The 12,639-nt window shown below is 43.8% G+C and carries 9 protein-coding genes; 6 read left to right on the top strand and 3 right to left on the bottom strand.

Annotated elements, in window-relative coordinates:
• Nucleotides 1-22: 22 nt before the first annotated feature.
• From G5B00_RS13105 to G5B00_RS13085, 5 genes are all read left to right on the top strand, one after another.
• Nucleotides 23-1,039 (top strand): type IX secretion system membrane protein PorP/SprF, encoded by a 1,017-nt coding sequence (locus G5B00_RS13105; protein ID WP_163876091.1) that lies wholly within the window; start codon nucleotides 23-25, stop codon nucleotides 1,037-1,039.
• A gap of 75 nt (nucleotides 1,040-1,114) precedes the next feature.
• Nucleotides 1,115-3,070 carry an OmpA family protein gene (locus tag G5B00_RS13100; protein WP_163876088.1) on the top strand — a complete coding sequence of 652 codons (1,956 nt, stop codon included), beginning with the start codon at nucleotides 1,115-1,117 and terminating at the stop codon, nucleotides 3,068-3,070.
• Nucleotides 3,071-3,197: 127 nt separating this feature from the next.
• Entirely contained in the window at nucleotides 3,198-4,031 is an 834-nt protein-coding gene (locus G5B00_RS13095) for a hypothetical protein (protein WP_163876085.1), read from the top strand.
• 17 nt (nucleotides 4,032-4,048) lie between these two features.
• Nucleotides 4,049-4,906 carry a hypothetical protein gene (locus tag G5B00_RS13090; RefSeq protein WP_163876082.1) on the top strand — a complete coding sequence of 286 codons (858 nt, stop codon included), beginning with the start codon at nucleotides 4,049-4,051 and terminating at the stop codon, nucleotides 4,904-4,906.
• A gap of 17 nt (nucleotides 4,907-4,923) precedes the next feature.
• Nucleotides 4,924-5,880 (top strand): gliding motility-associated C-terminal domain-containing protein, encoded by a 957-nt coding sequence (locus G5B00_RS13085; protein ID WP_163876079.1) that lies wholly within the window; start codon nucleotides 4,924-4,926, stop codon nucleotides 5,878-5,880.
• A 29-nt stretch (nucleotides 5,881-5,909) separates the two neighbouring features.
• Here G5B00_RS13085 and G5B00_RS13080 read toward each other — a convergent pair whose 3' ends face one another.
• The 3 genes from G5B00_RS13080 to dnaE form a co-directional block, all read right to left on the bottom strand.
• The gene (locus G5B00_RS13080; RefSeq protein WP_163876075.1) at nucleotides 5,910-6,848 is read right to left on the bottom strand and encodes an alpha/beta hydrolase; all 939 of its coding nucleotides are present in this window, start codon (nucleotides 6,846-6,848) and stop codon (nucleotides 5,910-5,912) included.
• Between the two features lie 104 nt (nucleotides 6,849-6,952).
• Complete coding sequence (gene trxA / locus G5B00_RS13075; protein ID WP_163876072.1) at nucleotides 6,953-7,270, bottom strand: thioredoxin; 318 nt, start codon at nucleotides 7,268-7,270, stop codon at nucleotides 6,953-6,955.
• Nucleotides 7,271-7,365: 95 nt separating this feature from the next.
• The gene (dnaE, locus tag G5B00_RS13070; protein ID WP_163876069.1) at nucleotides 7,366-11,787 is read right to left on the bottom strand and encodes a DNA polymerase III subunit alpha; all 4,422 of its coding nucleotides are present in this window, start codon (nucleotides 11,785-11,787) and stop codon (nucleotides 7,366-7,368) included.
• 118 nt (nucleotides 11,788-11,905) lie between these two features.
• Between dnaE and G5B00_RS13065 the strand changes: the two genes are divergently transcribed.
• Nucleotides 11,906-12,556, top strand: coding sequence for a TatD family hydrolase (locus G5B00_RS13065; RefSeq protein ID WP_163876066.1), 651 nt, complete (start codon nucleotides 11,906-11,908; stop codon nucleotides 12,554-12,556).
• The last annotated feature ends 83 nt before the right edge of the window (nucleotides 12,557-12,639 follow it).

Raw genomic sequence — 12,639 nt, 5'->3', positions numbered from 1 at the left:
CAGCTTATTACTAAGATAAATTATGAAAAAATACAGTTTAAAAAGTGGGATGATCGTATGGATCATCCTCCTTTTGACCGAGGCGGCATATAGTCAACAGAATATTCAATTGACCCAATACATCTTTAATTCTATCAGTGTCAATCCAGCGTACGCCGGATATAAGGAAGAATGGTTTGGACAATTGGGATTACGAAGTCAATGGACAGGAATGAAAGGTGCCCCTAAGACAGGTACAGTGTCCATAGATGGGGTATTGGATCCTGTGGCCCGTAGGCACGGGGTAGGTTTGACTGTGACTGCAGATGCTTTGGGGGCACAGGCAGCGACGGGTATTTACGCGAATTATGCATTACGCTTACAGTTGGATCGGTCGGACGAACATCGGTTGAGCTTGGGTATAGCCGGAGGTGTTACCCAGTATAGTTTGGACGGCAACAAATTGAATCCGCTGGATGCTAATGACAGGATTCTACCGGAAGGTAAAGTCGGAACTTGGCGGCCCGATATCCGGTTGGGGGTTTACTACAACAACTCGCGTTGGTATGCAGGCGTCTCCGTACAGGATCTTTTTGCCGGAATGGATAGTGATGACGATTTTCAGTTGAATCAAAATTCGTTGGAGAGCTTATACCGCAATGTCCATGGCTATTTTATTGCAGGAGCTTTGTTTGAATTGGATAGGGCATTGTTGCTTCGCCCCAGTATATTGATCAAGGACGATTTTAGGGGGCCTACGGCGATGGATGTCAATGCCATGTTTGTTTTCAACGACAGGTTTTGGATAGGAGGAGGTTATCGTACACGAACTAAGATATTCAAACGGGATTATTCCACCTATACAACGAATAAACTAAGCTCTATCAATTCATTGACCGGTATTGTGCAGTTTTACGTTAACCCTAAATTCCGTATCGGTTATTCTTATGACCACATGTTGAAACGTTCGGTCGGTATCCAAAACGGAACGCACGAAGTGACTTTAGGAGTGACATTCGGACGCTTGGACAGAAGGGTGTTGAGTCCACGTTATTTTTAAATCAAAGAGATGGTTTGGGAGACAGTGGATATCACCGGGAGTAATGCAGTATTGTAAACAAAGCAAGAGAGTACAATGATGAAAAGAACATATCATATAGGTGTCGGCGCTATTGCCTTAAGCCTCTTACTGAATCTTGATCTCGTTCAAGGGCAAGAACAACCTAGCCGACGTGGGCGCGCAGAAAAGTTATACAATAAGTATGAGTATGCGAATGCAGCAAGGGTGTACGAGACACTGGTCGATACGAAAAAACCTAGTACAGTCGATATGGAGCGATTGGCCCATAGCTATTATTATATCAAGGAATATGGTCTTGCCGAAAACTGGTACGCGCGTATCGTAGAGCGTTCCGATGCAGACAAACAGTCTTTCCTTCATTATGCTGAAGTTCTGAAACAACAGGGCAAGTATGGAGATGCCAGGACACAATATAAATCGTATGCAGAGAAGTTTGGTAGTACACCGCTTGTGGAAAATGCGATTCTAGGGACAGATTCTGCAGAGGTATGGCTCAAAAATCCTTCAAGATACAAATTGCGTAATGAAGAAGGTGTCAATACTGCTCAAGCTGAATTTTCACTTGTCCCGACCAGCGGAGGAGCAATTTTTGCCGGCGAACCGACGACAACAATCCTTGGGCAAAAGAGTGGAATGACCGGACAGGCCTATCTACGGATATATTCCGCTTCAAGGCATGAGGATGGTACATTGAGCTATCCGAATATCATGGTAGCCTCATTGAATAATTCACCCTACCATATAGGGCCTTTAGCAGCTGATTCAACAGAAGAAACCTTATATGTCACTAAGACGTATGCTGGAAATGATGGAGAAAAAATAAGGTCCGATGGCAAGTCTTGGAGAAATCAGAATTTGGAACTGAAAATTTATAAAAAGGATGGAGAGGGTTGGAAAGAGGAGGATTTTGCTTATAACAATGTGAAGGAATATTCGGTGGGACATGCATCCTTAAGCAGCGATAATAAAATTTTGTACTTTGCTTCAGATATGCCGGGAGGAAAAGGAGGGGTGGATATATGGTATTGTGAGTTGGGTACGGATGGCAAATGGGGAAACCCACAAAATGCAGGTGCGACTATCAATACTCCGGGAGATGAAATGTTTCCCTCAGTACACGAAAATACATTATACTTCTCCAGTACGGGACATGTAGGGATGGGAGGTCTGGATATTTTTAAGGCAGAAGGAACCAAATCATCCTTTACGACACCTGTCAATCTAGGTGTTCCTGTCAATTCTCCATCGGACGATTTTGCTTTTGTCGTTTTGGAGGCAGGCGAAGAAGGAAGCAAGGGATATCTGTCTTCCAATCGTACGGGTGGTGCAGGATCGGATGATATTTATTCTTTTACCTATCAAAAGCCTAAAATCAATATTCAGTTAGAAGGGATTGCAAGGGACAAAAAGACGAACGAACTGTTGTCTGCTTTAACGTTTAGCCTACATGATCAGAGTGGTCAATTATTGGCCAAAAACAAAACAGGGCTCAATGGTGTTGCCTCGTTTGACATTCAGAAAGGGCAGCATCTGAAACTTACAGGAGAAAAGAGCGGATATATGTCCGAGACGATATCTGTCGAACCTGTAAATCCTCAAAGGGATACCATTATCCGTGTGACCATGCTTTTACAATCCGTACAGAAAGTGGGGGAGAAATTTGTATTGGAAGATATCTACTATGATTTTGACAAATATCATATCCGTCAGGATGCTGCTCTGATTTTAGATAAACTGGTAGCAACCATGCGTGACAATCCTACATTGAGAATTGAGTTATCGAGTCATACGGATAGCCGAGGAAGCGATAGCTATAATATGTCGTTATCCCAAAAAAGGGCACAGGCCGCAGTGGATTATATTGTCGGTCGTGGAATCGCTCGTGATAGAATGGTTGCCAAAGGTTATGGGGAAACGCGTTTGGTCAACAAATGTAGCAACGGTGTAAAGTGTACCGAAGAAGAACATCAGAAAAACAGAAGAACGGAGATTGAAGTGCTGGCTTATTAAAAAATGCTAACCCGCAACGGATAGTTGTTGTTTTCAATTTTCTATAAGAAGATCTACCCATAAAAATAGATTACCCAAATTGTATGACAGTTTGGGTAATCTTTTGTAAGACAAACCAATGAAGACCATGCGTATATTTTGTGGGGTAATGCTATTTTGGATTGCAGTCCAGACGGGGTATGGGCAGCGGGTATATGCGGATGCAACACAAATATCGGTAACTCCTCCTGTTTTAGTTACGTTAGCTTCAGTGGAAAATCAGGGAAGAGCTATTGATTTGCCGGACACTTTAAATTTTTCAACGTTAAATGTATCGGTAGGTGCTTTGGGAATAATATATGCTCGTCAGAATTTACAATTTATCAATAATCCAAAACCTAGTAGGTTTTCTCCAATAATTACCAAAATAGGGAGACAAGGCTCATTGATAGATCTACTGGGCCGCTTTAAGGTCCAACGTACGAATGGAAATATCAATAATCTAGTGGAACCGGATTATTCGGGAAGCCAGTTGTTAAACCTGTTAAATTTGTTTGGAGGGGGAGAGGTCGGTACTCTTGTGTTTTTACCCAATGGGGATGATTTTGATGGAATAAGATTTGAAGTTACTAGTTTTCTCAGTGCCGCTGTTTCCGCACACTACTATTATGCCTTTTACATTGCTTCACCAACCTTATCGAATCATACCATACATCTTTGTGAAGGAGCAAGCGGCACAGCTACTATTTCCAATTTTCAACCGGGTTATACATACAGACTTTATACAGCACAGGCCGGCGGCACACAGGTGTGGAATGATATTACCACGAATACCATTACGATACCCCCGGATTCGGAAGGTTCTTATTGGTTAGAGGCTAGGGAAGGGAATGTGTATCCTTCAGCAAGAGTAAAAATAACGGTTACTGTCCATCCTTTACCGGGCAAACCACAGGTAACGCTAACAGATGAATTAAATTAAACTAATAGAAAGCAAATATGAAATGTACAACAAAAATGTTAAAAATGGGGCTGGTGGCTTTGTTTTTATCGGTAGGATTAAGTGCTTCTGCACAGCAACTCATTACAGCAAGCGATCAAACCAAACTGCGACCTCCCTTGAGTGGGTCGGCAACAGAAACGATCTTTGCACATGAAAAGACAAGGTTCAAATTGACGGCCACGACAACCAGTACCGCTACTGATGGAGAGGCAGGAATAACTTTTACCAATATCCAATGGTATTATAAGAAAGCTGATGAGGGGTTGGGTGCCCTTCCAGAACTGGCATTGACGGAAGCTGCTATTGCAGGGACCGCCAATAGTGAGTTGACTGTAAACGGACTAAAACCGGGTTTCTACACTTTTATGGCTGTTGGAGAAACTTCGGGTGAAATCTGTTCTACCGTACCGGAAGAATTTACCGTATTTGTTCTCCCGCCTTTGACGGTTGCTGTAGCAGGTGTGAGCCCCCTTATCTACTGTACGGACAATGCACCGGCAACTGGAAATACTTTGACGGCTACAGCTTCTTTTGGAGAAACATTTAATACGGCGACTCCATATACAACAAATAATCCCGATGTCAGTGATTTTGAATTACGCTATCGTTGGTACAAAGTTGCGGATGGTGGAACACTTGATATTGGAGAGACACCATTGCATACAAGTACAACGTCAAATACATACGATATCGTGGAGACAGCAGTGGGTAAATGGAATTATTACGCTGTCGTAGACTATACCGTAAAATCAGCAGGGCCATACCAAGCCGCATTGGGAGGAGGAACACCAACTGTCATCGAGGTGACACCTAAACCGGGTAAACCAACGATTACTATTGAAGATCTGAATTAATCCAGTCGTATACTGATATGCGCAACCTGTCCCTGTTATTTAGCTTGGCTTTAGCTGTGCTATTGTTTGCTCCACAGCAGACAATGGCGCAGCAGGGACAGTCTGTGCGTATTGTCAAAGGTAAGAAAGTAACCCTTAGGGCTGATGCTGACCATGCATTATCTTATATTTGGTTCCGTGATGGGCAGCCGATACATGGTGCACACGACAAGCGTATCATAGTAACAGAGGGAGGGAAATATACCGTAATTGCTTTGGGGGAGGAGTGCCATTCCGATCTTTCTGATTTTGTGGAGGTCATCGTAGATCCTCAGGGCGAAGATGTACAGGTGGATCTGGAAATACGTAACCTTCCAGATCGGAGCGAGATGCTTGTTTCAAAAGAGTTTAACTATCAGCTTTTGCTACTGAACAACAGTTCGTCTACTGCTACGGATGTGGTAGTGACGTTTGAGTTGCCGGATCAATTGAAATACGTAGGGCTGGTACATGGGGAAATGGCGGGCATCAATTACAATGCCCAAACGAATGAGTTGACTTGGTACTTGCCGAAATTGGATGGAGGAGAGGCTATCTCTCAGTGGATTAAGGTGAAAGGACAAGGCCCTGGCTACGCTGTGACAACAGCTAGCGTAAAGAGCCGTCAACAGGATACAAACCCCGCCGATAATATAGCACAATCTACGGTGGAGATCGTTACGCTTTTTGTACCCAATGTTTTCACGCCTAATGGAGACGGGGTAAACGATGTGTTTAAGATCGCGGGACTGGAGGCGTTCAAGTCTAATAAATTGATTATATTCAATAGATTTGGTAATGAAGTGTACAGGTCACTGAATTATCAGAACAATTGGAGTGGGGAGGGACTTAACGAAGGCACATACTTCTATTACCTCGAAGTGGAGGATTGGACAGGAGTGATACACCGTGATAAAGGACATGTACTATTGATGCGAGCAGAGATTCGGAATTAAACTTCCATCGGCTATAAGCCGATGGAAGTTTAATTTTTCTTAAAAAAGTCTACGGTGTGGGCCACAGCTTTGGCCCAATCATCAGGATGGTTTCCAAAGCCATGATCGGTATCCATTAAGATATAAGCACTGTTCGTGCCGTAGGAGCGCAGCTGATCATGGTATTTTTCGGCATCTTGTATGGTGCTGAAATAAGGTTCAAACGGAAGATCCTGATCATTGGATTTTGCCATGACCGTAATATTGGGCTTACCCGGTTTATTGTTGTTGGATACCCAATTGGGCGATATGGCCATCAAGTTTAATGCATTCTCATGGACAACTTCCGCACCACTCATTCGGTACAAAAGTTCTTTGATAGCCGGCCATAATGCATGGTCGGGAGGATTGTTGTAAAGCTCTTCGGACAAGGTCAGATTAGCAAGACCGGCAAAATTTCCCGAAGCCCTTACACCGCTATTCTTGTCGCCCTGCACATATAGCATAGCCAATGTTCCGCCGGCACTGTGGCCTGCCATATACAGGTTGGATATCCCTACACCCCAATCGCTTGCTGATGCTTTGTATTTGTTGACTGCCGAAGCCAGATCATCCACCTGATCACTTACTTTTATCGCAGAGGCCTGGTGCACAGGAGGAGACTGATCCAAGCCCGATGCGTCGACCAACCGATGGCTAAGGTTGACCGCAACAAAACCTTTGGCCACAAACAATTTGGCTACCTGTGTAAATTGTTCTTTCGTTCCCGCAATCCAACCGCCTCCATGTATCAGAAACACGACTGGTGTATGTTGATTATAACCTTCCGGAAAATAAATATCCATTTTTTGTAGGACGTGATCACCATAGGCAATGTCTATTTCTTCTTTTACCAAAGCATAGACCTTGTCGGGATCTGGGTCATTCTTTTTGCAACCCACAACAAACAGAAAGGAAACGAACAATAAGCCGAATATCTTTTTCATCATATAGGATTTATGTAGTATCTAATTTAATGTATTGCAAAAATAAGTCCAAAAAAAAGCCTTTGAAACAAACTTTCAAAGGCTTTTTTTGCTATGTTATAGCAATCTTACAATTGCTTTTCCAATTTTTCGACCAATACAGATTTTGGTACTGCACCGATTTGTTTGTCGACGATCTCACCGTTTTTAAAGAATAATAAAGCCGGAATATTACGGATTCCATATTTAACGGAAATATCCGAGTTATGATCTACATTGACTTTTCCGACGACAGCTTTGCCTTCATATTCGTTGGCAATTTCGTCCACAACAGGCCCGACCATGCGGCAAGGTCCACACCATTCAGCCCAAAAATCAATCAAAACGGGTTTATCTGACTTCAAAACAACTTCGTCAAAGTTGCTGTCTGTAATTTCTAATGCCATAATAATTATCCTCTCTTATATTTAATGTACCTACAAATATATGTAAAAACTTCATAAACGGCATCTCATCAAAATGCAATATTATCTATGCCCTATCAATTTAATTTATAATTGACGCCTTCCAATTCTTCCAAGCCTTCGAGCAACTCATTGGTCAATTTGATTTTTTTAGCCTTTGCAGGCATTTCTACGGAAAGTTCGTCCTGTACGTCTACTACCTTGAACTTGAGTGCACAGTTGGCCTGTTCGCCCTCTATTTGAGTAGCTTGTACCAATTCATCCAAGAAAGAGATCATTTCTTCGTTCAATTTATGAAGGACAATCTGTATGGTAAAACTCTTGGCCAGTTTATCCCGTAGATCGGACAGGAGCTGTATACTCTTCATTTCAAATCCCCAGTTTCCTTCCTGTCTGTAGCGCTCTAGTACCATACCTCGTAGCTGCACAAAATAACCTTCTTGTAGATAACCCTTAAATTTGACATAATCCTCCCCAAAAATTGCCATATCGTAGGAGTCGGAATAATCTTCAATAATGAAGGAGCCAAAGGGTTTTCCAGCCTTGGATATTCGATGTGCCACGTTCGTGATAATACCGCCCACGACAAGTTCCTTATTCTTGATTTTATTGAATGCGTCTAGTGTTTCTTCTTCCACTATGGTTTCTTTAACCTTATTGATCAATTGTAGATCGGTAACCGAATTTGGACAAAAATGCTTGATCTCGAACTTATAATTGTCCAAAGGATGGCTTGTCAGGTAAATACCGATTACATCTTTTTCGTATTTGAGTTTTTCGATCAGTCCCCAAGGTGTGCAGGGAGTAAGTACAGGCTCGGGCAGAGCCGTGGCTGCACCTCCACCAAACAGACTTGCCTGGGCGGACTGCTCGTTTTCCTTAAAGCGCTGCCCGAATTTGATGGCTTTTTCTATACCTGTAGACCCATCACCGTCCTTGAAAAAGTACTGTGCGCGATGTGTGTCCTTAAAACTGTCGAATCCACCGGCATAGGCTAAACTTTCAAAAGCCTTTTTATTGGCAGCACGAAGGTCTACACGCTTGGCAAAATCGAAAATAGATTTGTAAGGTCCTGTAGACCGGGTCTGTACGATCGTATCCACGGCTCCGGCACCCACGCCTTTGACAGCGCCTATACCGAAACGGACAGCTCCACTTTCGTTTACGGTAAATTTGTAGTGTGATTCGTTGACATCCGGTCCCAAAACTTCCAATCCCATTCGTTTACATTCTTCCATGAAGAAGGTGACCTGTTTGATATCATTCATATTGTTGGACAGGACGGCAGCCATGTATTCGGCTGGGTAATGGGCTTTCAAATAGGCCGTTTGATAGGCTACCCATGCATAGCAGGTAGAATGGGACTTGTTAAAAGCGTAGGAAGCAAAGGCTTCCCAATCCGTCCATATCTTCTCCAGGATCTTTTTATCGTGACCATTTTCGGCAGCTTGATCGATGAATTTAGGCTTCATCTTGTCGAGTACGGCCTTTTGTTTTTTACCCATCGCCTTCCGCAATACATCGGCGTCACCTTTGGAAAATCCGGCCAGTTTTTGCGAAAGTAACATCACCTGTTCCTGATAGACGGTGATTCCATAGGTTTCTTTCAAATATTCTTCGCAGGCTTCCAGATCATATGTAATGGGCTCGATACCGTGTTTACGTTTGATAAAGGAAGGAATGTATTCCATTGGCCCGGGACGATAGAGGGCATTCATCGCAATGAGATCGGCAAAGACCGTAGGCTTGAGCTCCTTCATGTATTTTTGCATACCGGGAGACTCGTACTGGAACACGCCTATGGTTTCTCCACGTTGGAACAGTTCGTAGGTCAGTGTGTCATCTATTGGGAAATTGTCAGGATCGAGCTCGATATCATGCCGCAACTTGACATTGGCGACTGTGTCTTTAATCAAGGTTAGGGTTTTTAATCCCAGAAAGTCCATCTTCAACAGTCCGGCACTTTCGACGACGGAGTTGTCAAATTGGGTGACGTACAGATCGGAATCTTTGGCCAGTGATACGGGAACGAAGTTCGTGATGTCATCCGGCGTAATGATGACCCCGCAGGCATGTATTCCCGTGTTGCGCATCGATCCTTCCAGTACCCGGGCCTGTTTGATCGTTTCGGCTTCCAGTCCGGCTCCGTCCGCTAGGTTTTTCAACCTATTGACAGCTTCTAGCTCTTCACTGCGCAAGACTTCCTTCAAGGCTTTTTCCTCCATGTTGAAGATCTTGCTCAGTTTGAGGTTCGGGATGAGCTTGGCGATCTCGTTGGCATCGGATAGGGGGAGGTCCAGTACACGGGCTGTATCTTTGATCGAAGATTTAGCGGCCATCGTACCGTAGGTAATGATCTGTGCGACCTGCGAGGATCCATATTTGTCAATGACATACTGCATGACCCGACCACGGCCTTCATCATCGAAGTCGATGTCGATATCGGGCATGGATACCCGGTCTGGATTGAGGAAACGCTCGAAGAGCAAATCATACTCGATCGGGTCAATATTGGTAATACCGAGGCAATAGGCCACCGCGGACCCTGCGGCCGATCCCCGTCCGGGACCTACCGATACGCCCATATTGCGGGCAGCAGCGATGAAATCCTGTACGATCAGGAAGTAACCGGGATAACCCGTGTTCTCAATGGTAGCCAGCTCAAAGTCGAGCCGTTCGCGTATGTCATCTGTAATTTCCTTGTATCGTTTTTCGGCGCCTACATAGGTCAAATGACGCAGATAGGCATTTTCGCCACGTTTTCCACCGTCTACTTCGTCTTGGGGATCTTGAAACTCTTCAGGAATCTCAAACTTGGGCAGCAAGACATCCCGATTGAGGGAATAGATCTCAATCTTGTCCACTATCTCCTGTATATTCAAGATAGCTTCGGGCAGATCGGCAAATGCTTTTTTCATTTCGTCAGCCGATTTGAAATAATACTCTTGATTAGGCATGCCATATCGAAATCCACGACCCCTTCCGATAGGGGTGGAAAGTTTTTCACCGTCTTTGACGCAGAGCAGGATGTCATGGGCATGCGCATCGGATTTGTTGACGTAGTAGGTGTTGTTGGTCGCGATCAATTTGACATCGTGTTTTTGTGCCAGTTTGACCAATGTTTCGTTTACCCGATTTTCATCTTCCTGCCCATGGCGCATGATTTCTATGTAAAAGTCATTGCTAAAGACTTCTTTCCACCATATCAGGGCATCTTCTGCCTGGTTTTCGCCGATGTTCAATACTTTGCTCGGTATTTCTCCATACAGGTTTCCCGATAATACAATGATGTCCTCTTTGTGGCGTTGTATGACTTCTTTATCTATTCGGGGTACGTAATAAAACCCCTCAGTATAGGCAATGGAAGCCATTTTGGCCAGGTTATGGTAACCGTTTTTGTTTTTTGCTAAAAAAACAATTTGGTATCCGTTGTCTTTTCGGCTTTTGTCTTTTCTGTCCTCACAGACATAAAATTCACAACCTACAATGGGTTTGATGAGCTGTCCTGTAAATTCTTCACCTGTCTCCTGTGCTTCTTTTTGTTTGGTTTCGACTTCCTTATTGTGGCCAATGATCCGGCTCACAAACTGGAAAGCCCCCATCATGTTGCCGTGATCGGTCAAGGCAACAGCCGGCATATTGTTCTTGATAGTAGCAGCGGCCAGATCTCCGATAGAAATGGTAGATTGGAGAACCGAAAACTGGGAATGGTTGTGCAGATGTGCAAAAGCTGCTTCTTGTAGGGCTTCGCGTACAGCGTCGTCTATCTCTATTTTGCCTGCCGACGGTTTATCACGGTTGCGAATGGCATCCGAAGCTGCTTTGAGATTAATATGTGTGAGTCCGACTGTGGGTATAACATCCGGATTGTGCTGCCGGAACTCAACAAAATATCCCGTATCGACCTGTAATTCTTCCGCAGTAAAGACTTCCCGGCGTATCAGTTCGAAGAAACATCGTGTTGTGGCCTCCACGTCGGCTGTAGCGTTGTGTGCTTCAGCAAAGGGAACCCCAAACAGGTAGGAATGGAGTTCGGTAAGGTTGGGCAATTTGTAACGTCCACCACGTCCACCAGGGAGTTGCAGTAGCTCTGCCGTCACTTCTGTACAGGTATCCAGTACCGGCATGCTACTCATGGGACTTTCTACGCCATATCGGTAAAATTCACATCCCATGATATTGATGTCAAAACCGATATTTTGGCCGACCACGAATTTGGCTTTGGCCAAAGCTTCGTTAAACTTGGTCAATACCTCCGGGAGAGGTACGCCTTGCTCTGTCGCCAACTCGGTCGAGATACCGTGTATCTTTTCCGAATCGTACGGTATATTGAAACCGTCCGGTTTGATCAGATAATCCTGATGCTCTATCAAGCGCCCATTCTCGTCGTGCAGCTGCCAGGCGATCTGGATACATCGTGGCCAGTTGTCTGTATCTGTAATGGGGGCATCCCAACGTTTGGGCAAACCTGTTGTTTCGGTATCGAATATTATGTACATAGTCTTTCTCTAGTGGAATATCAAAATTAGTCAATTATGAATTAATATTTAAGGACTGTGGATAATTAGTAGAGATGCAATGCATTGCGTCTCTACTGTTTTTTTATTATTTTTAACAATGGATTTGCGTTATATCGATATACATACGCATAGTGTGTGTGCAGCAGCAAATGTGCTATCGCTGAGAAATATCATTGTCTCTAAAGATGATCTACCCGACACCTATTGCTCTGTAGGTATCCATCCTTGGTATATAGACAATGAACGGCAGCAATATGTTGAGTTGGAGCAATATGCTACTGAAAAACAGGTCTTGGGCATTGGAGAATGTGGTTTGGATAAGATGGTTGCCATACCGTGGAACAAACAAGTTGAGGTATTTGAACAACAGATTGCTTTGGCTGAGCATTTGCGGAAGCCCCTCCTTATCCATTGTGTCAGATCCTATCAAGAAGTCTTCATGCTATTGGATGGTGTGACTGTTCCGGTCGTATTTCACGGATTCAATAAGAAGATTGAACTAGCTAGGCAAATTATCCAAAAAGGATACTACCTAAGCCTAGGAGCGAGTATTTTTGGAGGTCTATTGGACGAACACATCCACCAATTGCCTTTGAATAAAATATTCTTGGAAACCGATGATAAACCTATCGAAATAATGGATGTTTATATGTATTTTTGCGCCGTCCGAAAAATGCCCTTATCTGAACTTCAAGAGGAGTTGGCGGCTAATTTCGAACGGGTATTTAAATATTCTGTCTTAATATAATAAAGTGACAGAGGTGATGATAGTGATGTAGTTATGAAGGCGACACGCATACCTCCATAACCTGCTTCACTTCCATAACTTTA

Origin of the sequence: Parapedobacter sp. SGR-10, from assembly GCF_011030405.1 — a bacterium.
Lineage (GTDB): Bacteria > Bacteroidota > Bacteroidia > Sphingobacteriales > Sphingobacteriaceae > Sphingobacterium.
Note: the sequence above shows the minus strand (reverse complement) of the source record. Positions and strands in the feature narration are given on the sequence as shown.

Coding starts and splice junctions, on each gene's coding strand:
- G5B00_RS13105 (WP_163876091.1), top strand. CDS start 23: ATGAAAAAATACAGTTTAAAAAGTGGGATGATCGTATGGATCATCCTC.
- G5B00_RS13100 (WP_163876088.1), top strand. CDS start 1,115: ATGATGAAAAGAACATATCATATAGGTGTCGGCGCTATTGCCTTAAGC.
- G5B00_RS13095 (WP_163876085.1), top strand. CDS start 3,198: ATGCGTATATTTTGTGGGGTAATGCTATTTTGGATTGCAGTCCAGACG.
- G5B00_RS13090 (WP_163876082.1), top strand. CDS start 4,049: ATGAAATGTACAACAAAAATGTTAAAAATGGGGCTGGTGGCTTTGTTT.
- G5B00_RS13085 (WP_163876079.1), top strand. CDS start 4,924: ATGCGCAACCTGTCCCTGTTATTTAGCTTGGCTTTAGCTGTGCTATTG.
- G5B00_RS13080 (WP_163876075.1), bottom strand. CDS start 6,848: ATGATGAAAAAGATATTCGGCTTATTGTTCGTTTCCTTTCTGTTTGTT.
- trxA (WP_163876072.1), bottom strand. CDS start 7,270: ATGGCATTAGAAATTACAGACAGCAACTTTGACGAAGTTGTTTTGAAG.
- dnaE (WP_163876069.1), bottom strand. CDS start 11,787: ATGTACATAATATTCGATACCGAAACAACAGGTTTGCCCAAACGTTGG.
- G5B00_RS13065 (WP_163876066.1), top strand. CDS start 11,906: ATGGATTTGCGTTATATCGATATACATACGCATAGTGTGTGTGCAGCA.